Annotated in this window: 16 protein-coding genes; all 16 read left to right on the forward strand. The window is 65.1% G+C overall.

The genetic code is table 11. The features are described from left to right. Entirely contained in the window at positions 1-150 is a 150-nt protein-coding gene (locus Q0C41_RS06830; protein WP_291982163.1) for a DUF5989 family protein, read from the forward strand. A 47-nt stretch (positions 151-197) separates the two neighbouring features. Further along, positions 198-1,346 carry a glycosyltransferase family 4 protein gene (locus Q0C41_RS06835; protein WP_291982165.1) on the forward strand — a complete coding sequence of 383 codons (1,149 nt, stop codon included), beginning with the start codon at positions 198-200 and terminating at the stop codon, positions 1,344-1,346. 2 nt (positions 1,347-1,348) lie between these two features. After that, complete coding sequence (locus tag Q0C41_RS06840; protein WP_291982167.1) at positions 1,349-2,596, forward strand: hypothetical protein; 1,248 nt, start codon at positions 1,349-1,351, stop codon at positions 2,594-2,596. Between the two features lie 262 nt (positions 2,597-2,858). Further along, positions 2,859-2,981: a hypothetical protein gene (locus tag Q0C41_RS06845; protein ID WP_291982169.1), complete on the forward strand. Its 123-nt coding sequence runs from the start codon at positions 2,859-2,861 to the stop codon at positions 2,979-2,981. After that, the gene (locus Q0C41_RS06850) at positions 2,981-3,700 is read left to right on the forward strand and encodes a 3-deoxy-manno-octulosonate cytidylyltransferase (RefSeq protein ID WP_291982171.1); all 720 of its coding nucleotides are present in this window, start codon (positions 2,981-2,983) and stop codon (positions 3,698-3,700) included. The genes Q0C41_RS06845 and Q0C41_RS06850 overlap by 1 nt, the downstream gene beginning before the upstream one ends. Then, positions 3,700-4,647, forward strand: a complete 948-nt coding sequence (locus Q0C41_RS06855) for a phosphoglycerate dehydrogenase (protein WP_291982173.1) — start codon at positions 3,700-3,702, stop codon at positions 4,645-4,647. Before Q0C41_RS06850 ends, Q0C41_RS06855 begins: the two co-directional genes overlap by 1 nt. Then, positions 4,644-6,554, forward strand: a complete 1,911-nt coding sequence (locus Q0C41_RS06860) for an alcohol dehydrogenase catalytic domain-containing protein (RefSeq protein ID WP_291982175.1) — start codon at positions 4,644-4,646, stop codon at positions 6,552-6,554. The genes Q0C41_RS06855 and Q0C41_RS06860 overlap by 4 nt, the downstream gene beginning before the upstream one ends. A 267-nt stretch (positions 6,555-6,821) precedes the next feature. Further along, positions 6,822-7,628, forward strand: a complete 807-nt coding sequence (locus Q0C41_RS06865; protein WP_291982177.1) for a YdcF family protein — start codon at positions 6,822-6,824, stop codon at positions 7,626-7,628. Positions 7,629-7,701: 73 nt separating this feature from the next. After that, complete coding sequence (locus Q0C41_RS06870; protein WP_291982179.1) at positions 7,702-12,255, forward strand: MupA/Atu3671 family FMN-dependent luciferase-like monooxygenase; 4,554 nt, start codon at positions 7,702-7,704, stop codon at positions 12,253-12,255. Positions 12,256-12,272: 17 nt separating this feature from the next. Next, a complete protein-coding gene (locus tag Q0C41_RS06875; RefSeq protein WP_291982181.1) occupies positions 12,273-18,050 on the forward strand; it encodes a type I polyketide synthase in 5,778 nt (1,925 codons plus the stop codon). Positions 18,051-18,066: 16 nt separating this feature from the next. Then, positions 18,067-18,840, forward strand: coding sequence for an alpha/beta fold hydrolase (locus Q0C41_RS06880; protein WP_291982205.1), 774 nt, complete (start codon positions 18,067-18,069; stop codon positions 18,838-18,840). Beyond that, positions 18,837-19,736 (forward strand): alpha/beta fold hydrolase, encoded by a 900-nt coding sequence (locus tag Q0C41_RS06885; RefSeq protein WP_291982183.1) that lies wholly within the window; start codon positions 18,837-18,839, stop codon positions 19,734-19,736. The genes Q0C41_RS06880 and Q0C41_RS06885 overlap by 4 nt, the downstream gene beginning before the upstream one ends. Positions 19,737-20,069: 333 nt before the next feature. Further along, positions 20,070-21,287 (forward strand): glycosyltransferase family 4 protein, encoded by a 1,218-nt coding sequence (locus Q0C41_RS06890; protein ID WP_291982185.1) that lies wholly within the window; start codon positions 20,070-20,072, stop codon positions 21,285-21,287. 188 nt (positions 21,288-21,475) lie between these two features. After that, entirely contained in the window at positions 21,476-22,339 is an 864-nt protein-coding gene (locus Q0C41_RS06895) for a hypothetical protein (protein WP_291982187.1), read from the forward strand. A gap of 199 nt (positions 22,340-22,538) precedes the next feature. After that, entirely contained in the window at positions 22,539-23,510 is a 972-nt protein-coding gene (locus Q0C41_RS06900) for a hypothetical protein (protein WP_291982189.1), read from the forward strand. Between the two features lie 831 nt (positions 23,511-24,341). Next, the gene (locus Q0C41_RS06905) at positions 24,342-24,608 is read left to right on the forward strand and encodes a hypothetical protein (RefSeq protein ID WP_291982191.1); all 267 of its coding nucleotides are present in this window, start codon (positions 24,342-24,344) and stop codon (positions 24,606-24,608) included. Positions 24,609-25,159 lie beyond the last annotated feature (551 nt).

A 25,159-nucleotide genomic window follows, 5' to 3' on the forward strand; every position in this document is an offset into this window, starting at 1 on the left:
ATGAGTCTGATGGGTGAGCTGTGGGGGTTCATGCGGGAGCGGAAGAAGTGGTGGCTGCTTCCTGTGATCATCGTAATGGTCGTCGTGGGCACGCTGTTGGTGTTCGCGCAGGGGTCCGTGCTCGCGCCGTTCATCTATACAGTGTTTTAGTCGCCGCTGGGCCGCGAGGGTGGGCGGCCCGCTTCACCTGAGTGCACATGGCCAGCCAGCTTTCGGCAAGAGGTTCCATCAGGCCGTCGCGGCGGGTAAAGGTGCTGCTGGCCATCGATGGTCTCGGCATCGGCGGCGCGGAGATGGTGGTGCGCGACCTCGCCCACCGTCTCGACAGGTGCCGCTTCGACGTGGCCGTGTGCTGCACCAAAAGCCTCGGCACGACCGCCGAGGCGATGCGTCGCGACGGGATCGACGTGTTCGCCCTGCCGCAGCGGACCGACGGTAGAGTCGACTATTTCACGCCGCTCAAACTACGGCGCGCAGTCATCGATGGCGACATCGACATCGTCCATTCCCACGCCCCGGCGGCTTTCTGGGACGCGGCGAGCTGTAAGGTGCTGCTGCCCCGTCTGAGAGTGGTCAACACTTTCCACTTCGGAAACTACCCACATCTTGTTCCGTCCGTACGCCGGCTCGAGTGGGCGGGCTCGCGGATAGTCGACCGCCTTATCGCCGTTGGGATCGCGCAGCGTGAGCGGATCATCGCCACGCACAACCTTCCGGCCCGGTTGGTCGACATGGTCTGGAACGGCATCGCGGAGCCGCGGGTCGAAGACACGCGGCCGTTCGTGGAGCAGGTCGCTGCCGGCGCGCACCTGATCGTTGGCACGATCGCCAAACTGATTCCACAGAAGGGGCTCGACGATCTGCTGCAGGTCGCCAAACGGTGCCGAGATCGCGGCGCCCCACTGCGATTCGCCATCCTGGGCGAGGGGCCGCTGCGGGCGGATCTCGAACGGCGCCGCCACGAACTCGGCCTCGACCAGATCGTGCATCTGACCGGCTGGTTCGAAAACGCCGCGGGCCGGGCGTTGCCAGCCATCGACGTGTTCTTCCAGTCGTCGCATTGGGAGGCGATGTCGATCGCCGTACTTGAGGCGATGGCGACCAGTCGTGCCATCGTCGCTACCCGCGTCGGCGACAACCCGTTCGTGCTGCAGCACGGGACGACGGGCCTCCTCGCCGACGTCGGAGACATCGACGGCATGGCAGATGCCCTGTGTGGCCTCGTCGATGCGGAGCGGCGCCAGCGGCTCGGCCGCGCGGCGCGTGAAGACTATGAGCGGCGATTCACCGTGAATCATATGGTTCGCGCCTACGAACGGGTCTACACCGAGCTGGTGAGTGGGTGACTATGACCACGATGAACGTCCCGGGCGCACCGAACCCCGTCCGGGCGGAGCCGGGCTGGCCTCCAGCAGTGATCGCCGGCGCCTACCAGACGGGTGTCCTTGGTGTGCGCGGCCTCCTGCGGCGCGGCGTGCGCGCGGTGTGCTTCGACAGCAACCCACGCAACCCCGGCTTCAAATCGGTCTACGGACCCGCGAGGCTCAGTCCCAACCCGGACGCCGACGGCGAGGCATGGCTGGGTTTCATGCTCGACTTGGCCAGTGGATTCGAGCAGCGCCCGGTGCTCATCCCGAGCTCCGACCAGTTCGTGACGGCCATCGCGCGCTACGCCACTTCGCTGCGCGACGCCTACGTGTTGTCGCCAGGCGCCGAACTCCAGGGCCTGCTGGCCGACAAGCAGACGCAGTACGGGCTTGCCGCTCGCCATGGTATGCCCATGCCGGTCACCGCGGAGGTTGAAGCTGCCGCGGACGTGGAGACTTTCGGGCGTCAGACGACGTTTCCGTGCCTGATCAAGCCGAAGCACTTCCGCGAGTGGCAGCGGTTGCCCCACGACCACGCGTGCTTCGATCGCAAGATCGCCATTGCTTCCACGGCCGCCGAACTCCTCGCGCTCTATCGGGCTGTTGAGCCTTACACCCCGCACGTGATCCTGCAGGAAATCATTCAAGGCCCCGACACTGCCAAGCGCATCTACCTGGCGGCGTATGACGCCTCGAGTCGCAGAATCGCCAGCGCCATGTTCACCGAGCTGCGGTGCGAGCCGGTCGGATTCGGTCCGGCCAGCGTCACCGAACCGGTGCGCGACGATGAGACCGACGACGTGTGCGATCAGTTCCTGAGGGCCATCGGCTACGTGGGCATCTGCGAGATTGAGATGAAGCGCGACACCGTCGACGGCCGCGTCAAACTGATCGAGGCCAATCCACGCCTCTCCGGGAGCGGCGATGCCGCGCCCTATGCCGGCGTCGACCTGTGTTGGCTGCACTACCTCGACCTGATCGGGCAGCACGTAGCACCAACGACGCCCAGTCGGTGGGACTTCCGTCACGTGGTAGTGCGTGCCGACGGTCGCGCCGTGCCGGCTTACTGGCGCGCAGGCTTGCTCGGCGTAGGTGACCTGCTTCGTTCCTACCGTCCGCCGCTCGCGTTTTACGATCTCGATCCGCGCGACTGGCGTTACTCGGCGCGTACCATCATGAGCGCAAGTGGCGCGTTCCTGCGCGGTGTGCTGACGGGATCTCGCCAATGACCAGGGTGCGCCCGCAGAAGTCCGTTGTGATGGGACTCAATACCGTCGTGCTCCCGAACGCCGCAGTCCGAGCGGTGGTCCTGCCAGCGGTCCTTGTGTCGCTTGTCGAAGTCCCACCAGACGCACCTCACGACGATGCCCGGGCTGGCGCATCCCTGCGCATGCGCCATGACCGCGACGCCTTCTCTGTCTGCGTTGGTGTTCCTGCCATACGGCGGCTGGGCGCGACGTTTACGTCGCGGTACTGGAGCCATGCCCGAACGTGCCGAAACAGATGGATGAGGCCGTCCGAAGCGGTCGCGCCGCGCAGTTGCTGCCGCAGCAGGAGTTCGTGACCACCGTGACCGTGACCCTGACCATGACCTGTGGAACCGAGGGCGCCTGATGCGCGCCATCGCCGTCATCCCAGCCCGTATGGGCGCGTCCCGCTTTCCGGGTAAGCCGCTCGCTCCGCTCGGCGGCCGGCCGATGATCGAACACGTCTACAGAGGCACTGTCGCCTGTCCATACCTGGACGAGGTGCTCGTGGCCACCTGCGACCGCGTCATTCATGACGCCGTCGTCGGCTTTGGCGGCCAGGTCGCGCTCACGGCCGCGTCGCACGTGCGGGCCAGCGACCGTGTCGCCGAGGTCAGCGCCCGAGATCCGGCGGAGATCGTCGTCATGGTGCAGGGCGACGAGCCGATGGTCGAACCAGAGATGGTCAGTGCCGCTATCGACGGGCTGGTCCGCACGCCGGACGTCGGCTGCGTGAATCTCATGGCCCCCATCGACGGCGAACGCGACGCGCGCGACCCGAACACGATCAAGGTGGTTACGTCGGCGACTGGCCGCGCCTTGTTCCTCTCCAGAGCCATGGTGCCGTCGCGGTTCGCGCCCGGGACCCTGCACAAGCAGGTGTGCGTCATCGCCTTCCGGCGGGCTGCGCTGGCCCGCTTCGCGGCGCTGTCGCCCGGCCCGCTCGAGCGACTCGAGTCAATCGACATGCTTCGTTTCCTCGAACACGACCTGCCTGTACAGATGATTCCGACGATCGCTAGAACCCAGGCTGTCGACACCCGCGAGGACCTGGCGCGCGTCAGTCGCCTGATGGGGTTCGCGTGATGGCGGCCACGTCTACCGTCCTCGTGACCGCGCCGCGCGCCTGCCAGTCCATCGACAGCTATCGAGCAGCGTTCGAGCCCCGCGGCTGGCGTTTAGTGCTGCACCCACCCGTAGAACGCCATGACGAGGAGGCACTGCTGCCGTTGGTGACGGACGCTGATGCGCTCATCTGCGGCGACGACCAGGTGACCGACCGTGTACTGGCCGTGGCGCCCCGTCTCAAGATCATCGCCAAGTGGGGCACCGGCATCGACTCCATCGATCTCGACGCCGCCCGCCGACGAGGCGTGGTGGTCGCAAACACTCCCGACGCGTTCAGCGCGCCAGTCGCCGATTCGGTGCTGGCCTACCTGTTGCTGTTCGCCCGGCGACCCGATGCGATGACCGCCGACGTGCGGGCCGGGCGTTGGCACCGCCTGCCGCTGGTCGCACTGAACGAGTTGACTCTCGGTATCGTCGGCTTCGGGAATATCGGCCGCGCCGTGGCGTGTCGTGCAGCTGCCTTCGGCATGTCGCTGCTGGCGCACGACCGCTGCTCGATCGAGGACGAAGCGGCCCGTTACGGTGCGCGCGTTACGACACTCGAGGAACTATTGGCGTCGAGCGACTGTGTCACGCTCCATGCCAATTCGCGCCCCGACAATCGCCACCTCATCAACAAAGCCGCGCTCGCCCTTATGAAGCCCACCGCAATACTGGTGAACACCGCACGCGGGGCACTCGTCGATGAACAGGCGCTGATTTCGGCGCTCGTAACCGGCCGCCTGGCCGGTGCGGCACTCGATGTCTTCGACGACGAACCCTTGTCGCCTGGGAGCCCACTCACAACGCTCCCAAACGTCTACCTGGCCCCTCACAACTCCAACAGTAGCCCCGCCGCCGCGGCGCGCGTCCACGCCAATACGATCGGCCATGTCGTGCGGGTGCTCGACACCAGCACATCATGAGCACGCAGCACTCACCCGAGACCAGCGTCATCATCCGGGCGTTCAACGAGGAACGCTGGTTGCCAGAAGTGCTGACAGCCCTCGAGCGACAGGTCTACCGAGATTTCGAGGTTCTCCTTGTCGACTCGGGCTCGGTGGATCGCACACGCGACATCGCAACCGCGCGCGGGGCGCGGATCGTGCGGTTGCGTCCTGAGGATTTCACCTTCGGGCACTCGCTGAACGTAGGTATTCGTGGGGCACGCGGCCGGTTCATGGCGATCGTTTCGGCACATGCGATTCCCGCCGACGAACACTGGCTTGAGAAGCTGATCGCACCGCTCCGCGATGACGCGGTTGCAATGGTCTACGGCGGCCAGCGCGGACACGCAATCTCCAAGTTCGCGGAATGTCGAGACTTCGAGCGCCTCTTTCCAGACGTCGCGCACGAAGTCGAGCCTGATAAGCCGTTCGCCAACAACGCCAACTCGGCGGTGACGAAGGCCCTATGGGAACAGCATGCCTTCGACGAGGGGCTGCCGGGGCTCGAGGACATCGAATGGGCGAAGTACTGGACGAAGCAGGGACGGAAGGTCGTCTACGAGCCGGCGGCTTGCGTCATCCACGTCCACACCGAAACTTGGTCACAGGTTCGACGGAGGTATCACCGCGAAGGGATGGCGGCGCGCTGGGTCGGAATCCGTATCCTGCGCCACATCCCCAGCGAGATCTGGCGGGAAGTCTCTTGGGGGCTTCACGACCTGTGGTTGGCCGCGAGGGCCGGGCGGCTCCTGGCTCTGACAGAGTCGATACTGCGCTTCCGTTACGAGAAGCTTCGTGGCACCGTCAGCGGCATCGTGGATAGCCGGGGCATCGCCAATCCTGCTCGTCGCGCGGAGATGTTTTTTCAGACTGGATTCCCGGCAGTCGTCGTCCATGGCCCGCACCGCGCGAAGTTGGAAGAGCGAGCGGTTCCGAGCCTTAAGCCCGGCGAGGTGCTCGTGCGGGTGTCGCACGTCGGTATCTGCGGCACCGACCTCGAGATTCTAGAGGGTACACTTGGATACTATCGGTCTGGCATGGCGAACTACCCGATCGTGCCAGGTCACGAGTCGTCAGGCACCATCGTCGCGGCTGGACCTCGAGTGACCGAATTCTCAGAAAACGACCGGGTCGTCGTCGAGTGCATCCAGGGTTGCGGCGAGTGTCCTGCCTGTGCGCGCGACGAGGCCATACGTTGCCGCGAACGTCGCGAGGTTGGCGTCGTCGGGCAGGACGGCGCCTACGCGGCATATCTGGTTGCTCGGGCTCGACACGTGCATCGAGTGCCGGAGGGAATCAGCCTGGCGCAAGCCGCACTCACCGAGCCGCTCGCGGTCGTCATCAAGGGCCTTCGGCGTCTCGGCGCGACCGGCGCGACCAGTAGCGGTCGTCGCTGTGCCGTTGTCGGTGCTGGTCCCATCGGGCAGCTCGCGGCTCGTGTGTTGAGGCTCTGGGGCCACGCGGTCACTGCAATCGATCAGGATCGACGTCGGCTCTCGCTGTTGAACGGTATCGCCGAGACGAGCGAGTCGCTGGTGGGCATCGACAGTTACGACTGGATCGTGGAAGCGACCGGCGACCAGCGGGTGCTGACCGAGCTCCTTGAGCGCTCAGCAACCGGCGCGACGCTGCTGCTGCTGGGCCTGCCCTATTCGGCGCAGGTCTTCAGCTTCGAGTCAATCGTGTCGTTCGACCGCACCGTCGTCGGCTCGGTCGGCAGCAGCGGCGCCGATTTCGAGCAGGCGCTCGCGACTCTGCCTCTGATAGACACAGCGCCCTTTCTGCAGGCGTCCTTTCCGCTCGCCCAGTTCGAGCAGGCCTGGCAGGAGTTTCGAAGCCGCGCAGCCCTGAAGGTGATGCTGAAGGCCGACGATCTGGCGACATGACCAGCGGGTATCGACAACTTCGCGCTGGCGTGACGTCGGGGAAAACCCCGGTGGGCCAGCTGGTTCTCGACGTCGGGCACGGAATCTCTGCCTGTAGAGAGGACCAGCCAATCGCGGCGGCCGATCCTTGCCACGGCGGACGGCTCTGTCGGGTTGGCGCAATTCCGTGAAGTACGGGACTGACTCGCGCACAGTGCTTCGCAGGCGGTCGCTTCTGTGGCCCAGAGCCAACGCGACGGCACCATCCGGCAGTAGAATAGGAGTGCTATGCAGCTTGGCCGAAGACGCTTCCAGCAAGGCCTGATCGTCGGCTTGGTCCTAGTCCTCGTTTCGCGATTCGCCCTGGAAGAAAGCCCGCTAGCAGACTGGCTGGTGTCGCCGTTGCTGGTCAGCAACGACCATCCCGAGACCGCCGACATGATCGTGGTGGCCGGTGCTGGGGTCGTCGGTCCCTGTCAACCGAATCTGTCGGCCGTGCGGCGCGTGCTTAGCGCGGTCAGCCTGTGGGATGGTCGGCACGCCCCACTCCTCATGTTTACTGGCGGCGCACCTGAAGGTCTGGACTGCGCAGTGTCCGTTGTCATGGCGGATCTCGCTGCCAGGCTCGGTGTTCCGCGCGATCGACTTCTGACAGAGACGAAGTCCCGCAGCACTCGCGAGAATGCCGTCCAGGCGGATCAGATGCTCCGACCCCTGGGTGTTCGGCACTTGATCCTGGTCACCGACCAACTGCACATGTTCCGTGCCAGCCGGACGTTCGAGGCCCTCGGCTACGCAGTCAGCCGGGCCTCGGTGCCCGTGTACGCGACGCACCGGGGCAATTTCGACATGCTGACCAGCGCAGTCCGCGAATCCGCATCCATCGCCTACTACTGGAGCCGCGGCTGGCTCGCTTCGCCTCGCGACGCGCGTGCTTCGACCCTCCGCTCGTCAACGGCCACCTCGGGTCGTCACTTCTCGGTAAAGTCGCCCGGTCGAGAACCCGATAATCGCTGCGCGCTCAATCCAGAGCGGCGTGTGCCGACATGTGCTCTGGAGAGACGGCTTGCATCTTCGCCTCTTCGGGTCTCCTGAAATGACCTCAAGCCCAATCAGCTGTTACATCATCGGCTCCGAAGCTCTTCTCCTCGCTTGTGCGAGTGAATTGATGGCTTCGGGGCACACGATTCTTGGCGTCATCAGCGACACCCCCGCCATTGCCTCGTGGTGCGCCGAACATCGGATCCGCCTTGTCCCCCAGAAGTCCGACTACACAACGGTGCTGGCTGAGCGGCCGTTTGACTACCTGCTCAGCATCACCAACCTCACGATCGTTCCGGCAGGCGCTCTCAAGCTTCCTCGCCGGGGCGCCGTGAACTTCCACGACGGCCCGCTTCCCAGCTTCGGAGGCCTCTACTCGCCGGCGTGGGCCTTGATGGCCGGCGAACGCGAGCATGGCATCACTTGGCACCGGATGACCGATGCTGTGGACGAGGGCGATATCGTCCTACAGCGGCGCTTTCCTGTCGCAGACGGAGAAACGTCGCTCACGCTGAACACGCGGTGCTTCGAGGCTGGCGTCGAGTCCTTCCCAGAGCTCGTGCGCCTATTGGCTGCATCCGATGTCCCGAGTGCGAAGCACGCCCTCGAGAAGCACACCTATCACGGGCTCGGCGATCGCCCTAAAGCGCTGGCCGTTCTTGATTGGCAACGTCCGGCGGCAGAACTCGCGGCGTTGGTGCGCGCCTTGGACTTTGGCCAGTATCCGAACCCGCTGGCATTGCCAAAGATATCAGGAAGCTCCGGAGTGGTTCTGGCCGGGATGCTGCACGCCGTCGAGGAGTCGAGCGCCACGCCGGGCACGGTGCTTGGCGCCGAAGGCGACATCCTTCGCGTGGCAGCGACGGACGGAGCGCTCGCGCTTACGAAGCTGATGTCCCCCGACGGAAGGTCGCTGACTGGCGCCGATGCGCTGCGTGCTCTCGGCGGTTCAGTCGGGGCCGTGCTCCCAGCCTTCGACGCATCAGCGGCGGCGGAGCTCGACGCCTTTACCGCGCGCGCGGCACGCTTCGCCGGTTTCTGGGTTGAGCGCCTCTCGTCATTGGTACCGCTCGACCTGCCCTACGCGGAACGCGTCACGGCCGATCCGCCACGGTATGAGCTTCATGATCTCCCCCTGGCCGCGGATCGCGACGCGACGGTAAGGGCGTTCGCGCTCTTTCTCGCGCGTCTGAGCGGACGTACTGCCTTCGATCTCGGATTCCGGGAAGTCGGCCCTGACGAGGCGTCGGAGACCTTCTCGCGGATAGTCGCGCCCCGCGTCCCTTTTCGCGTCGCACTCGACACCTCCGCGAGCACTGCCGTCGCGCACACCAGCCTGGCGCGTGAACTCGAGCTCGTGCGGAAGCGCGTCGGGTTCGCGCGCGACGAGGTGGCACGGCGTCCGGCCCTCAAGGGACTGGCCGGACGTGAATTCGCGCTTCCTGTGGGCGTCGAGCTCGTCGAGTCGTTCGCCGATCGCCTCCCGCCGCAAGGCGACCTGACGCTCGTGATTGCGCGCGACGGCCGGTGCTGCTGGGTGTTTGACGCCAGCGTTCTCGCCGAGCAGCAGATCGCCGCGATGGCGCGCCAGTTCGCCGCGGTCGTTGCTGCCGATGCGGAGACCGAGTGGACCGCCATCCCGTTGCTGACGGCCGACCAGTCGCGTCAGGTGCTCAGAGAATGGAACGGGCAGCCGGTCCCTGTTGACCCCGAGCAGACGGTGTCGCGACTGATCGAAGCGCAGGTGGCGCGCACGCCTGATGCGATCGCGGCCGTCTTCGAGGACAGCCACCTGACGTACAGCGAGCTCGACGCGCGTGCCAACCAGCTCGCGCGTCATCTGCGCACTCTCGGCGCTGGCCCCGACACGCTGGTGGGTCTCTGTTGCGAGCGCTCGCTTGACATGATGGTCGCGCTACTGGGCATCCATAAGGCCGGCGCAGCGTACGTGCCCATGGACTCGGCGTATCCGCCGGACCGCCTCGCGCTCATGCTCGACGATGCCCAGGTGCAGATCCTGGTGACGCAAGAGTCGGTGCTCGGCGAACTTCCAGACTCGCGTGCCACGGTCGTCTGTGTCGATCGCGACTGGCCGCTCATCGGCACGCTCGATGCCGCACCATTCGCCAGTGGCGCCACGGGCGCGAACCTGGCGTACTGCATCTACACCTCGGGCTCCACTGGTCGTCCCAAGGGCGTATTGGTGGAGCACCGCAATGTGGTGAACTTCTTTGCGGCGATGGACCTGCGGCTCGGCACCGAGCCCGGCACCTGGCTCGCTGTGACCAGCCTCTCCTTTGACATCTCGGTGCTCGAGCTCCTGTGGACGCTCACACGCGGCTATAAGGTCGTCTTGTACGCCGACGAGAATCGCGCCGCGAGCCGGGCTCTCGATCTCGCCAACCAGCACAAGGGGGTCGGCTTCTCACTGTTCTACTTCTCGGCGAACGAGAATGAGAACGCGCGCGACCGCTATCGGATCCTGATGGAGGGGGCGCGATTCGGCGACAAGCACGGGTTCACCGCCGTCTGGACCCCCGAACGCCACTTCCACGCCTTCGGCGGCCTGTATCCGAACCCGTCGGTCACGGGCGCGGCCGTCGCCGCCGTCACAACCCGTATCGGTGTGCGGGCGGGCAGCTGTGTGCTGCCGCTGCATCACCCGGTACGCGTGGTGGAAGAGTGGTCCGTCGTTGACAACCTCTCTAACGGCAGGGTGGGCGTATCAGTTGCCGCGGGATGGCAGCCCAACGACTTCGTCCTGATGCCGGAGAACTACGCCGACTCCAAGAAAAAGACCGTCGACATGATCGACACGGTGCGGCGGCTCTGGCGCGGCGAGACGCTTACGTTCCCGGGTCCGCGGGGCGATGTCGCGGTGCGCACGTTGCCGCGGCCGGTTCAGCCGGAATTGCCGCTGTGGTTCACGACGGCGGGCAACCCCGAGTCGTACGAAATCGCGGGCACACTTGGCGTCAACGTGCTTACGCACCTGCTTGGACAATCCGTCGACGAGCTCGCCGACAAGATCACCCTCTACCGCAAGGCGCGGAAGGCCGCCGGTCACAAGGGCGACGGGCAGATCTCGCTGATGCTGCACACCTTCGTCGGCGATGACGATGCGGAGGTGAAGGCGGTCGTGAAGGCGCCGATGAAGGCGTATCTGGCGACCAGCATCTCGCTCATCAAGGGTTACGCCGCCGCCTTTCCGACCTTCAAGAAGGGAAAGGATGGCAAGACGCCGGAGCTCGACTTCCAGAGTCTGTCGACCGAGGAAATGGACGCGCTGCTCGACTACTCGTTCGAGCGCTACTACGAGAGCAGCGGTCTCTTCGGCACGGTCGAGACCTGCGCGGCGTTCGTCGACCGCCTGAAGGGGATCGGCGTTGACGAGATCGCGTGTCTGGTCGACTTCGGCGTGGAATCGGAACTGGTGCTGCGCCACCTGCCCTTCCTGAACAGACTACGTACCTTGACGAGTCGAGCGCGTACCGCCTTCGCGGACTACTCGATCGCCGCGCAGATCGGGCGTCATCATGTCACGCACCTCCAGTGCACGCCGTCGATGGCGGGGATGATCGTCTCCAACGACCGAAGCCGCGATGCGCTTCGGAGTTTGCGCACGGTCTGTGTCGGCGGCGAAGCGTTTCCGCCGGCACTGGCAACGGAGCTCCAGCGGCTCGTGCCAGGCGACGTTCACAACATGTACGGTCCGACCGAGACGACGATTTGGTCCTCGATGCATACGCTCGACGGCACCGCGGGTCCCGTTCCACTTGGAACTCCGCTCGCGAACAACGAGCTTTACGTGCTCGACAGCTTCCAGCAACCTGTACCCCCCGGCGTACCGGGCGAGTTGTACATCGGCGGCCGAAGCGTGGTGCGCGGGTACTGGCGCCGTCCCGAACTGACCGCCGAGCGGTTCGTTCCGAATCCGTTTCGTCGCGATCCGACGGCGCGCATGTATCGCACCGGCGATCTGGTGCGCTGGCGCGACAACGGTATCCTCGAGTTTCTGGGCCGTGTGGACTTCCAGGTGAAGATCCGCGGCTACCGGATCGAGCTCGGCGAAATCGAGGCGGCGCTCACAGCGATGCCCAGCGTGCGCGAAGCGGTCGTCGTTGCCCGAGATGAGGGCGGGGGAGACAAGCGGCTCGTGGCCTACGTGGTCTGGCGTGAGGCGCCGCCCGAGGGGGTGAGCGGGCTCCGTGCCCATCTCCGTAGCCTTCTCCCGGAGTTCATGGTGCCGTCCAACTTCATCGTTCTCCGCGACCTGCCGCGGACGCCGAACGCGAAGATCGACCGCAATGCCCTGCCTGCGCCCGAGAGCGTCGACCCGGTCGTCGTTCCGGCGGCAGCGCCGGTCGCGCCGGCAGGCCAGTTGGAAGGCATCATTGCGGGCATCTGGCGCGAGGTGCTCAAGGTGCCCGCGGTTGGCGTGGAGGACAACTTCTTCGATCTGGGCGGGCACTCGCTGCTCGCGGTGCAGGTGCATTCGCGACTCAGGAAGTCGCTTGAGCGCGATCTGTCAATCACCGACCTTTTCCGATTCCCGACCATTCGCGGTCTGGCCGGCTATCTGGGCGGCGAGGTCGACCACGCGACGGTACAGAGTGGCCTTAACCGGGCGGCGCAGCGACGCGACATGGCAGCGCGACGGCTGCGGCGCCCCACGACTTGATCGTCTGAGATTCTGGAATGAGCGAACCGAGAGACCTCAGCGGCAGCGAGATCGCGATCGTCGGGATGGCCGGACGCTTCCCGGATGCGCGTACACTGACCGAGTTCTGGCGGAACCTCGAGGGCGGAGTTGAATCGATCCGCGTCCTCGATGAAGCGCAGCTGCGCGCGGCTGGTGCGACAGAAGCACAGCTCGCCGATCCGCGCTATGTACGCGCTGCTGCCATCCTCGACGACATGGAGTGGTGGGATGCGCCCTTCTGGGGCTTCACGCCACTCGACGCGTCGATCATGGACCCGCAGCATCGTCTCTTCCTCGAGTGCGCTTGGGAGGCGTTCGAGGATGCAGGACACGCTCCCCAGGCCTTCGGTGGCGCGATCGGTGTTTTCGCCGGCTGCGGGATGCAAGCCTACCTGGCGCAGAACCTGCTGCCGAATCGCAAGCTGATGGATGGCACGGGTTTCTTCCTCGTCCGCCACACAGGAAACGACAAGGATTTTCTCGCGACGCGGGTCTCGTATCAGATGAACCTGCGTGGCCCGAGCGTGAGCGTGCAGACGGCATGCTCGACATCGCTCGTCGCGATCCACTATGCGTCGCAGAGTCTGCTTTCCGGCGAGTGCGACATGGCGCTCGCAGGCGGCGTGACGATTGAACTCCCGCATCGCCTCGGGTACACCTACAAGGAGAACGAGATCCTGTCGCCCGATGGCCACTGTCGGCCGTTCGACGCAGACTCTAAGGGCACGGTCTTCGGTTCAGGCGCCGGCGTCGTGGTCTTGCGTCGACTGAGCGACGCGATACGGGACGGCGATCGTATTCATGCGATCATCCGAGGTTCGGCGATCAACAACGACGGGTCGCGCAAGGTCAGCTATCTCGCGCCCAGTGTCGACGGCCAGGCGGCCTCAATCGTCGAGGCGCTCGCTGTCGCGGGCGCGAGCCCGGATTCGATCAGCTATGTCGAGACGCATGGCACCGGAACTCCGGTCGGCGACCCGATTGAGGTCGCGGCCCTCACGCAGGCGTTTCGGACGGGCACCGACAAGAATGCGTTCTGCGGCATCGGATCGCTCAAGAGCAACATCGGGCATCTGGACACGGCCGCTGGCGTCGCCAGCCTCATCAAGACGGTCCTGGCGATGCAGCACCGCAAGCTGCCGCCGAGTCTGCACTTCAGATCGCCGAATCCTGCGATCGACTTTGCCGCCAGCCCGTTTTACGTCAACGCGTCAGTCAAAGAGTGGAAGAGCCTCGGTCCGCGCCGCGCCGGCGTCAGCTCGCTCGGTGTGGGTGGCACGAACGCCCACGTGATCCTGGAGGAGGCGATCGAGCGCCCGGCATCCGGGACATCGCGGCCCTGGCAGCTGCTGACCGTCTCCGCGCGCACCAAGAGCGCCCTTGACACCGCGTCGGCGAATCTCGCGGATCATCTGAACGCGCACCCGGAAGTCCCCCTCGCCGATGCCGCGTTTACGCTCTCGGTCGGCCGGCAGGGGCTCAAGGAACGCCGCATCGTAGCCGCCCGAAGCGCCGAGGAGGCGCGGCAGCTGCTCGATACGCACGCCAAGGAGCGCGTCTTCTCTGACACCGTCGCCGAGAACGCGTCCGTGGCGTTCATGTTCGCCGGCGGCGGAGCACAGTTTGCCGCGATGGGGGCGGATCTGCACGCCAGCGAGCCCGCCTACCGGGAGGCGTTGGACGAATGCCTGGCACACCTCGAGCCGGCGACGGCGAGCCGGGTACGAGCACTCCTGCTTCCCGCGGCGGGCCAGGAAGCGGAGGGGTCGACTACGCTCGAGCAACCCTCGCTCGCCTTGCCGGCGCTCTTCAGCACGCAATACGCGATGGCCAAGCTCCTTGAGTCGTGGGGCATCGTTCCAGCGGCCATGATCGGTCATTCGATGGGCGAGTACACAGCCGCGCACTTGGCCGGCGTCTTCTCGCTTCGCGACGCAGTCCGGCTCGTGGCTCTGAGAGGGCGTCTGTTCGAGAAGGTACCGCCGGGCGCGATGCTGAGCGTGCCTCTCTCCGAAGACGAACTCGCGCCGCTACTCGGCGGCGACCTCTCGCTCGCGGCGGTCAACGCTCCTCAGCTCAGCCTGGCCTCCGGCCCGATTGCGGCCATCGAGGCGTTGCAGCAAACACTCGCCGCGCGAGAGATCGACGCCAAGCGCCTGCACATCGCGGTCGCCGCACATTCGGCCATGCTCGAGCCGATCCTCGGGGAGTTCGGCGCCTTCTTCCGGACCATCGAGATGCACGCGCCCGTGCGACGCTTCGTCTCGAACGAGTCCGGCACCTGGATCACCGCCGAACAGGCCACGGACGCGAACTACTGGGTGCGCCATCTGCGCAACACCGTCCGGTTTGCCGACGGCGTGCGGGAACTCGTGCGCGACCCTCAACTCGTTCTGCTTGAAGTGGGGCCAGGGCGTGTGCTTGCCACACTTGCGCGTCAGCATCCTGATCGCCAGGCATCACAACTGGTGATGACGTCGATGCGCTCTGCCGGCGATGAGGACGGCGATCAGGGCGTTGCGTTGACAGCGCTCGGACGGCTTTGGGCCCGTGGCGTGCGTCCGGACTGGAGGGCGTTCTGGGCCGACGAGAAACGCCTGCGGGTCGGTCTGCCCACGTATCCTTGGGAGCGGCAACGGCACTGGATAGACGCGCCGGTCGCCACTACCAGCGCCGTGCCGGACGATGCGCGGCGTTCCCGCGTCGAGGATTGGTTCGCTCGTCCCTCGTGGCGCCAGACTCTGCCTCCCGCGCCTCTTGCCAGGCTCGAGGAGCGCGTGCTCGTGTTCGTGGACGCGCTTGGCTTCGCCGAGAATGTCGCCCGGCGACTCGAAGCCACGGGGTGTCGCGTGTTCCGTGTCAGCGTTGGCACGACGTGGACGCGCGACGGTGACCGGTTCACCGTGCGCCCTGAAGCCGGCGCCGACCACACACAGCTTCTCGCCGCTTTGGTGGCGGACGGAGGACTACCTGATCGCATCGTGCACGCGTGGGGCATCACAGACGCGGCGCAGCCGGCGGCACTCGATGTCGTGACGAACCTTGGTTTTCACTCGCTGCTCGGTTTCGCGCAGGCGCTGAACAACGAGGAGCCAGACGCCGCGATCACCGTCAACGTGCTGACGACGAACCTGCAGCGTATCGGCGGAGAGCTGGTGCTTGAGCCAGCGAAGGCGCTCGCGCTCGGTCCGGCACGCGTAATGCCGCGCGAGTTTCCGAACGTGCGCTCGCGTGCCATCGACCTCGTGCTGCCCGCCACGGAGTCGAAGCTGAATGCGCTCGCGGCCCTCGTGGCCGCCGAGGTCACGAGCGAGCCGGTAGACGAGAACGTCGCGTTCCGCGGCCCCGATCGCTACGTGCATGAGCTCGTGCCAGTCCGCCTCGACCCTGTGCACGATCGGCTCCGACACGGCGGTGCCTATCTGATCACCGGTGGCATGGGCGGGATTGGCTACACGCTGGCGGCACATCTTGCGTCGACGTGCAAGGCCCGCCTCGTTCTGGTAGGACGTGGCGCGACGCCGGCTCGAGCCAAGGCCCGAAAAGAAGCGCTCGAAGCGCTCGGTGCCGAGGTCGAAGTGGTGCAGGCGGACGTGACGAATCACGAGCAGATGACCGCCGTCGTCGCCAGAGCGAAAGCACGGTTCGGCGTGCTGAGCGGAGTCTTCCACGCCGCCGGCACATTGGGCGACAGCTTGATGCCTCTCAAGACCCGAGACGATGCGGAGCGGGTGCTCGGACCGAAGGTGCGCGGTACATTGGCGCTCGACGCCGCCATCGGCGAGGCACCGCTGGACCTCTTCGTGCTCTTCTCCTCCGTGTCCGCGCTCGCGGGCCTTGCCGGTCAGGCCGACTACGCGGCCGCCAACGCTTTTCTTGACGCATTCGCTCAGGAACGCAGCGCGCGCACGGGGCAATTCACCGTTGCGGTGGGGTGGAGCGCGTGGCGGGATGTAGGCATGGCCACGCAGCTCGCCACCGGAGCGAACGCCGGAGATGGTGTGGGCGAAGAAGTCCATCCCGTGCTCGGTCGTCGCGTTTCGGCGAGCCGCGATGCTGAGGTCTTCTCGGCCGAGCTATCGGTAGATGCGCAGTGGGTGCTCGCGGAGCACAGGCTTCGGGGTGGACGCTCGCTGCTGCCAGGCACCGCGTATCTCGAGATCGCCCGTGCCGCAGTTCAGGCTCGACCTGAGGGCCGCACGCTCGAGATGAGCGACATAGCGTTCATGTCGCCCTTTGTCGTTGAGGATCACGCGCCCAGAGAAATGCGTGTGCATCTCACGCGCGGGGAAGGTCGGCAGACCCTCGTCATCGCCGGGCGCACCACGACGGATGACGGCTCCACAGCATGGCAGGAGCATGTCACGGCGACGGTAGGCTACTGCGACGAACAGGCACCCGCACCCCTTGACCTGGCCGCACTCAGTGCTCGCTGCAACGTCCGCGAGGCGTTCTTCACAGGCGAGGAAGAGAACGCACATCTCGACTTCGGCAGGCGCTGGAAGAACCTCAAGTCCATACGATACGGAGAGAAGGAGGCATTGGCGCGTCTCGAGCTCGCCGAGGAGTTCGTCGACGACCTCGAGGCCTTTCACCTTCATCCCGCACTCATGGACATGGCCACGGCGTGTGCCGAGGCGCTCGCGCCAGGCTTCAACGCTGCAAGCGACTTCTACGTGCCGCTGTCGTACACCAGGCTCCGCATGTACGCGCCCCTGTCGGCGCGCATTCGCAGCCATGTGCGCCTGGTTCCCAGCGACTTCGACCCGAAGGAGATCGTCGTTTTCGACGTGACGATTTCCGATGAGACCGGGAAGGTCCTCGTGGACATCACCGAGTTTCTGATGACCCGGGTGGCCGACACAGCGCAGCTGCAGGGTGCAGGTTCGCGCACGGCGATGCGTCGCACACACGCCAACTTCGAGCCCGCGCCAACTCCAAGCCACGCCCCGCCGCTCGTGCAGGGGTTGGACGAGGCGATCACCTCCGAGGAGGGAATGCGCGCACTCGATCGAATCATCGGCGGCCCCGCCATCTCGCAGGTGTTCGCAACGCCGAAGGACGTGCGCGCACTGCTCGTTGAGCTGCGAAACGCTCAGGCGCCTCGGCCGGCCGTGCGCCAGGCGCTCACCGCCCTGCCGACGGTGCCGCTAGCTGACATCGAAGCGGCCCTCGCGACCCACGAGGCCGTCGGTCGCTGTGTGGTGATGCAACGGCTCAATCGGCCGGGAGAACTCAAGTTGGTCGCCTATGTCGTGTTCGCGCCCGGGGAAAGCGCCACAGTCAGCGACATGCGTCGCTTCCTCAAGGCGAAGTTGTCAGAGCACCTTGTGCCGAGCAACTTCGTCGATCTCGACGAGTTGCCGACCAGATCCGATGGAACAGTGGATCGTAGCGCGCTCCCCGATCCGTTTGGTGCCGCCGACGACTTCGTCGCGCCACGGACCGAAACTGAGTCGATCGTCGCCGAGATCTGGAAGGAGGTTCTCGGCGTGCCGCGAGTCAGCGTCTACGACAATTTCTTCGACATTGGCGGACATTCTCTGCTGGCCGTGCGGATCGTCACACGCCTCGACAAGAAGATCGGCGTGCGGCTCAATCAGGCGGTGATGGTGCTGCAAACACTCGAGCAGATCGCCGCCGAATGCGACAAGCGGCGTGGCGGTCCTGATGGCGCCGTGGCGCCGTCCAGCACGACGTCCCCGTCCCCGTCCCCGGCCCCCTCGAGTCAGGGACTCGGCCAGAAGCTATTCAACGCCCTGCGGCGCAGGTGAGAAGACAGTGAATCCGATGTTTTTCGGTCGTGCCCCGAAGTCGCTGTTCGGGGTCTATCACCCGCCCAAGGCTGCTCACGCGCGGGCGGTCGGCATCGTGCTCTGCTACCCGTTCGGTCAAGAGTACATGCGGGCGCACCGCGCCTTCCGTCAGATGGCTCTACTGCTTTCCAAGGCGGGATTCCATGTGCTGCGCTTCGATTATTTCGGCACCGGGGACTCCTCTGGAGAGACGGATGCCGTGAGCCTCTCGCAATGGGTCGACGATGCAGGCGTCGCCGCGGACGAGCTCAGGGACACGGCGGGCATCACGCGCATCGCGTTCGTGGGACTGCGGCTCGGTGCGGCCGTCGCAGCACTGGCAGCGGCGAAGCGTTCGGATGTCGCCGAGGCGGTGCTGTGGGATCCTGCCGTGCGCGGCTCCGACTACCTTGCAGAAATCTTCGAGAAACGACACGACAGCGTCGGTGGCTCGCACAGTGCGGTCGCCAACGAGGAGACGGCGGGCGTGATGGGTTTTCCGGTCACGCAACGTTTGCGTGCCGACCTCGAGCAGCTCGACCTCATGACGTGTGCTGCACCGCCGGGCAGCGGGCGACTGGTGATCGCATCGCACGACCGACCAGAGTACCAGCAGCTGGGCGCGATGCAGACTGCCGGCGCGAAGTCACGCTACCAAGTGGTGCCCAGCGAGGGGAGCTGGAACGAGGTAGATGACAACGGCGGTGCACTCATCCCGGTGTTTCTCATGCAGGCGATCGTGCTGCATCTGACGCAGGAGGTCCAATGACAGCGGCGCCTTACGGAAAGGAGAAGGGGGTTCGATTTGGAACCACGGCTTCGCTCGTCGGTGTGCTGACCGAAGCTGCGAGCCCGGTGAGCTCAGATCGCCCCGCCGTGCTCTTCCTCAACTCCGGGATCCTCCACCGGGTCGGTACCTGTCGCTTGCACGTGCGACTCGCGCGGGCGCTCTCGGCCTCCGGTTTCCACTGTCTACGTTTCGACTTCTCCGGCATCGGAGACAGCGACCAGCGGCGCGATTCACTCTCCTTCGAGGAAAGCGCCGTGGTTGAGACGCGCGAGGCGATGGATTACCTCGCGAAGACGAAGGGGTCGAAGCGGTTCATCCTCATGGGGCTCTGTTCGGGCGCCGATATGGCGCACGACACGGCGGCGGCGGATACGCGGGTCACGGGTCTCGTCCTCCTCGATGCGTGGGCCTACAAGACGTTGGGGTACAAGCTGCGGCGATACGGACCCAAGCTGCTGGACCTCGGGGCCTGGCGCAACTCCCTTCGTCTCCGTTGGCGACATTTTCGCGGGACTTATGTCGACAGGCGGACCAGCGTGGAGAAGGCGGAGGGGGTGGAGTACGACGTGCCGAAGTATGTGCGAGTCTTCCCGCCTCGCGAGCGCGTGGCGAACGATATCCAGGGATTCGTGGCCAGGGGTATTCAGATGTACTACCTCTGGACCGGTGGACTCGAGGAGTACAATCACAGTGGTCAGCATCGGGCGACGTTTCGCGACGTGAGGTTCGGCTCGCTGCTCCGCGAAGAGCACTTGCCAGACGCGACACATATCCTGACCGGGCTGTCACATCAGGAATACGTCGTACGCAATGTCGTGCAGTGGGCCGAGCAGTTCAACGAAGCCGAACGGCAGGTAGCTCCTGAACGTGTCTGATGCAGAACGCTCGTGAAGCTCAACGCGACCGCCGTGGCCTGGCTCTCCGAGCCGTCCTGTCGACGCGGACCTTCTGAGAAGCCGGGTGGCCAACTACGTTGTGAGGTTCACCGGTCCACGCGCGTGCGCGGAGATCCTTCACGACCATGTCGAGTCCGCAGCAGTCGGCACAGTTCTGCTGGACGAGCACCGCGTCACGCTCACAGGCGGCAACCAAATAGCCATTAGGGCCTACTCAGAGCGCTGTCGGCCCCGCACTTTCGAGGGGATCTGCGTGCCCGGTGTCGCCTCAACCAGCCGCGCCCCTGTTGTATCATTCCGAGCCACACTGCCATGAACAGCACGTCATCGCCCAGGCGAATTCTGTACTGCGAAAACAACACGGACGGCACGATTGGCGGCTCACACTATTGTCTGCTGAATCTCGTGGAGCGGCTCGACACCCGTCGCTATGCTCCCGTAACGATGTTCTATCAGGAACATGCGCTGATTCCCAAATTCAGCGCCGTGTCGGAAGTGGTCGTGCGTCCGCCGCATGCTCCGTGGAAGGTCAGCACCGCGATGACCGGCGCACTGGGGCGGTTGCTCAAGCTGCCTTTGTTGCTCGTACGCCGTTCGGTGAACTTCTGGAAGCTCATGGCACTGGTGCGCGAGGAGGCACGCTGGCTTCGAGAACAACGAATCGCGCTCGTCCACCTCAACAACGCCGTGACTCGGCATCACGACTGGATGCTCGCCGCCATGATGAGCGGCATACCGTGCGTCTCGCACGAACGTGGGATGAATGAGCCGTACACGGCGGTCGACCGCTTCCTGGCACGTCGTCTCGCACTCATCGTCCCGATGGCTCGGTGGATGCGGGACGAGATGGTGGCCCGCGGAGTCCCGCCCGACAACATCCGCGTGATGTACGACGGGTTGGATCCGAGCCGGCTCGTCGTCACACGTGAGGCGAGCGCTATGCGCCAGGAATGGAACGTCGGCCCCGAACAGCCAGTGATCGGTATCGTCGGGAACATTCGTGCCTGGAAGGGGCAGGAGGTAGTCGTCCGGGCGATGAGCGACATCGTGAAGCATCGGCCGAACGTCGTGTGCTTCTTCGTAGGTGCCTCCACGCCCGGGGACCAGCCCTACGTGGACAAGCTCAACGCGCTGGTGCGCGACTTCGGCCTCGAGGCAAACGTTCGCTTCACCGGGTATCAGAACCGTGTGCCCGACTTCGTCAACATGATGTCTGTCGTGATCCACGCCTCCGTCGAGCCCGAACCTTTCGGCATGGTTGTGCTCGAGGCGATGGCCCTCCGGAAGCCGGTCGTTGGCTCGGCCGCGGGAGGCGTCATCGAGATGGTCGTCGAAGGCGTCACCGGGTATACCTTTCCCCCGGGCGATCCTCGGGTGCTCGCAGCCCGCGTGCTGGAGCTCATCGCGGCGCCTGAGAAAGCTTGCGCCATGGGGGAGGCGGGATACAGACGGGTCGTGCAGGACTTTCCGCTGGATCGATACGTGTCCGATATCCAGGAAGCGTACGATCGGATTCTTGATCCAAAGTAGGAGAGCGGGTCGTCGGCGCCTTAGCGGCCGGGCACGATCATCGAAGCCTCAAGGACGTCTTTACATACTGCGCCTGCAGTTTTGACAGTTCCAAGGTGGCGCCTGCGACAAAGATGCCTTGAAACCTCGCGGATTCAGGCGTGCGCGATCGGCTCACTTTTTGCTTCATGTGCTTCTGGAGCACGCCAATGATTCGAGTGAAGTCAGTCGCCGTTGTCGTTTTCGCGGCATCGTTGAGCTGGACGGGGCCAGTTTCTGCACAGGTCTTCTTCAATACGGACTATTCAGCCGCCGCCGCACCGGCTGCCGGGTGGCCCAACGGAGCCGTGCCAACAACTGCGACTCACGACCGCGTCCGGGTGGCCGAAGCAGGTCCACAGGGCGAAGACGTGTATGAGCTGAACCAGCGCCACACCGGCTCTGCCGCGTCGGGCTTTGGTGGTGAGTTCTACTGGGGCTGGAATGGCAACATCGAGCCCAGCGACCCGCCGCAGGGCGCGCGTCGCTTCTATCGATGGCGCATGCGATTCTCGCCCCAGACAAATTTTCGCGGCCTCCAATGGCAGGACGGCTCGCCGACCACTCTGACCAACAAGATTCTGATGGTGGGCGACGGCTGCGGTCGGAATAACTGCCGGGTTATCGTTTCCTACCGCGGCACCGGGGGGCAGACAGCCAGCCTGACTGTTGCCATCGACGGTGGTGCGTCTCCAACACCGGGCGTGATACTCCCGGTTGGGCAGTGGCTGGATGTCCAGGTTGAAGCTGATTCGGCGACCACCACCTCCAGCAGGGATGGTGCCTTCAAGTTGTGGATCAACAGCAACGACTACGCGCGGCCAACGGCACAGATCACGGGTATTCAGTTGAACCCGGTGAACTGGCGGTACGTGTTCTTCGGTGCCTACAACAACAACGGCCTTGCGTCCAACGGTGTTCACTCGTTCCGGCAGGCGGGCTTTCAGGCCTCGACGACCTTCGACGCGAACTGGTCGCGTGCCGCTACACTGCCGAGCACGCCGAACAATCTCCGCATCATTCCTCCGTACTAGGCCGCGTCTTCCCCCGTGCCTGATGGAGCCAGCAAGCCGGGGCACGTGCGTATCGGGATGCGAGCGGTATGCCGCAAGGCTCGATCCGTCATGCCGTTCCTGAAGGGACCAGGCTCGCCACCCCCACTTGGGCTCGGCGATGGACGGCAGGCGGACGCGACACTAGTTCTTGACCACTGATGACGTCAGAGAAAAGACCATGAAAACTCTTGATCTCCTCGCCCGGCTGGCAATCATGGCAGCGGGAATCGTGCTCTGGATGAGCAACGCCATCGCGCAGGCGCCGGTCAGTGGAGTATTCTTCTCTGAGGGATGGGAGTCCGGGGCGACCGGGGCGACCTTCAACAGCCGGAATTATGGTAGCACGACGAGCCCTCAGTTCCGGGTCCAGAGCGCTGTCAGGGCTTCGGGCGGTTTCGCCTTGGAGCACGTGCTGACCGCCGGACTGGGCGCCGGCTCGATTCACTACGCGACGCAGCACTTCGGCGATGCCGTCAGCGGCCCCGTCCACCCGGTGGGTCAGGGGCAGCACTTCTTCGACCTCTACGTCCAGTTCAGGGTCTACTACTCCCCAAACTTCGACGTCACGAACTCACGGCCGAAGCAATTCATCATTGGCACCCAAGACGAACGCAGACACGACGCGACGTGCTGCAACCCTTGGGTGTCGAACTACCTGACGATTTTTCCACCGGGGCCGACCTGGGGCATCACAGTGGGCGAAGCGAACGCCAAGCAGGCGACGAGCGGCCAGTTCGCGGGTTTGGTCCAGAATCGCGGCGGCTACAGTGCCGCAAATCCGTTCGTTACGCAGACGGGCCGGTGGTACACAGTCGAGGTCCGGCGACGCCTCAACGATCCGGGCGTGAGGAACGGCGTATTTCAGATGTGGGTCGACGGAGCCCTGATCGCCGAGTACGCCTCAGTTCTCTATCGCGTGCCTTTCGACGGAACGTTCGGCTCCAACATGGCGTACGGCACCAACTTCGCCATGATTTCCGACTACATGGCCAACGGTTCCAATCGCGATCAGAGTATCTTCTACGATGACGTCAAGTTCAGCACGACGCCTATCGGCGTGGGGAGCACCCTGCCCACTGCGCCGACGAACCTGCGAATCATCGTGCCACCTGGCCCCTCGGATCTACTGGGAAGCAGCTATCTGAAGTAGCTTGTGGTCCGCGCATGGCCGCGTGTCGCAAGCTCCTGCTGCGGTGCAACCGTCCGTGGTCGCCGAGCGGCACAAGCAGGGTGACGGGCGTCGCGGATATCGGCACGGGACGCGGCTGCGCACCACGTCTGCGGGACGCCCCACTCCGCGACCAGGCAATCCGTTGAATGCAAATCGCTTAGTTCATCACGCGCCGCTCTGCAGCCGGGGTGGGTGATGGGCCGACCCTACCGCTTTGGGGCCAGAGCGCAATACCGCAGCCAGGGCCGCAAGCGCAGACGTTGCACCTGCGCGGTGGCATACGGCTTGTCTGTGCGTCCAGTCGCGCAGGAGGGTCCGGCGTGGGCCGAGCATGAGCGCAGGTTTACGGAGGCTGCCTACCATGATAACCTTGCGCCATGCGTCAAGTAGCCTTGCCCTGGAAACAGATCGGAGTCATCCTCGTTGGGGGCGTCACCCTTCTCTCGGCGACGCGTCCGGCTAGCGCCCAGACTACCAGCTGTGCGGTAGCAGGAGAGTACGTTCTGGCAGCGACGTTACTGAGTCCTCCTGGTCCAAGTCAGACTGCCGGGGTGTTCGTGTTCACGCCGGCCGCCGGGTGCCAAGTCGGAGCTGCGGGCACAGTGGCCATCAACGTCGTGATCGCGAATCCGGGCGGCGCGGTGCCATATCAGGCGACAGTGCCGTACACCGTTCAAGGCACGGACGTGAGCATTGCCAACGGCCTCATCTTCGGGTCAACGGGCGGCACCATCGGAGGTGTTGCAACCTCGATGCAGCTGGTTGGCGGTGCCGGGCTGCGATTTACGGGCTCACTCGTACGCAGGAGCATTGACGCCGCTGGCCCTGCCGGCCCTGCCGGCCCTGCCGGCCCCGCCGGCCCCGCCGGCCCTGCCGGAGTCACTGGTCCTGCCGGAGCCACCGGCCCTGCCGGAGCCACCGGCCCCGCCGGCGCGACTGGACCTCAAGGCCCTGCTGGTGCGGCCGGCCCGGCGGGCCCTATCGGTCCCCAGGGTGTGCAAGGATCGCCCGGTGCCTCTGGCCCCGCCGGTCCGGCCGGCCCTGCCGGCCCTGCCGGCCCCGCCGGTGCAGCGATAACCTTGCTGACGGGTGGCACCGGAAACACCATCGCTGCCGGTGATCCGATTCTCTACGGCGGCCCTGGTGCTCCCAACGTCAGCGCGGCGGTCCACCGAGTTTGGATTCCCCTGCCAGCGGGAACGTTGTCCTCCCTGCGCGTTCGGACAGAGTTGAGCAGCTTCGTGGGTTCGACGGTCATAGTTACCGTAAACGTGAATGGTCTGGATACGGCCATCACCTGCTCTATTACTGGCGCCAGTAACTCATGCGTTGACGCGGTAAACACCGTCGCTGTCGCCGCTGGCGATGTCGTGGCACTCCGTCTGGAGCAGACGGGCGCTGCTGCTCCCACCCGAATCAACTATTCTCTGCAGCTGCAGCTGCAGTAACCCGCTGAGAGCACGTGGTGAGGCTGCGGCCTTGGATCCGTCCCGAGGCTGGAGCAAGAGTTCTAGAGGACTTGACTTTCTGCTGTGGCATGGCGAGGACTCTGCCGCTTCAGGCGGCCTGCGACCACTTCCCTTGGCGAAGAACGGCGCGAGCGCGGTGCGGCCGTCGATTTTGCTGAG

Source organism: Luteitalea sp. (assembly GCF_022842525.1).
Lineage (GTDB): Bacteria > Acidobacteriota > Vicinamibacteria > Vicinamibacterales > Vicinamibacteraceae > Luteitalea.

Bases quoted from the DNA above. Each gene is read 5' to 3' on its own strand.
- Q0C41_RS06830 (WP_291982163.1), top strand. From the start codon at position 1: ATGAGTCTGATGGGTGAGCTGTGGGGGTTCATGCGGGAGCGGAAGAAG.
- Q0C41_RS06835 (WP_291982165.1), top strand. From the start codon at position 198: ATGGCCAGCCAGCTTTCGGCAAGAGGTTCCATCAGGCCGTCGCGGCGG.
- Q0C41_RS06840 (WP_291982167.1), top strand. From the start codon at position 1,349: ATGACCACGATGAACGTCCCGGGCGCACCGAACCCCGTCCGGGCGGAG.
- Q0C41_RS06850 (WP_291982171.1), top strand. From the start codon at position 2,981: ATGCGCGCCATCGCCGTCATCCCAGCCCGTATGGGCGCGTCCCGCTTT.
- Q0C41_RS06855 (WP_291982173.1), top strand. From the start codon at position 3,700: ATGGCGGCCACGTCTACCGTCCTCGTGACCGCGCCGCGCGCCTGCCAG.
- Q0C41_RS06860 (WP_291982175.1), top strand. From the start codon at position 4,644: ATGAGCACGCAGCACTCACCCGAGACCAGCGTCATCATCCGGGCGTTC.
- Q0C41_RS06865 (WP_291982177.1), top strand. From the start codon at position 6,822: ATGCAGCTTGGCCGAAGACGCTTCCAGCAAGGCCTGATCGTCGGCTTG.
- Q0C41_RS06870 (WP_291982179.1), top strand. From the start codon at position 7,702: ATGGCTTCGGGGCACACGATTCTTGGCGTCATCAGCGACACCCCCGCC.
- Q0C41_RS06875 (WP_291982181.1), top strand. From the start codon at position 12,273: ATGAGCGAACCGAGAGACCTCAGCGGCAGCGAGATCGCGATCGTCGGG.
- Q0C41_RS06880 (WP_291982205.1), top strand. From the start codon at position 18,067: ATGTTTTTCGGTCGTGCCCCGAAGTCGCTGTTCGGGGTCTATCACCCG.
- Q0C41_RS06885 (WP_291982183.1), top strand. From the start codon at position 18,837: ATGACAGCGGCGCCTTACGGAAAGGAGAAGGGGGTTCGATTTGGAACC.
- Q0C41_RS06890 (WP_291982185.1), top strand. From the start codon at position 20,070: ATGAACAGCACGTCATCGCCCAGGCGAATTCTGTACTGCGAAAACAAC.
- Q0C41_RS06895 (WP_291982187.1), top strand. From the start codon at position 21,476: ATGATTCGAGTGAAGTCAGTCGCCGTTGTCGTTTTCGCGGCATCGTTG.
- Q0C41_RS06900 (WP_291982189.1), top strand. From the start codon at position 22,539: ATGAAAACTCTTGATCTCCTCGCCCGGCTGGCAATCATGGCAGCGGGA.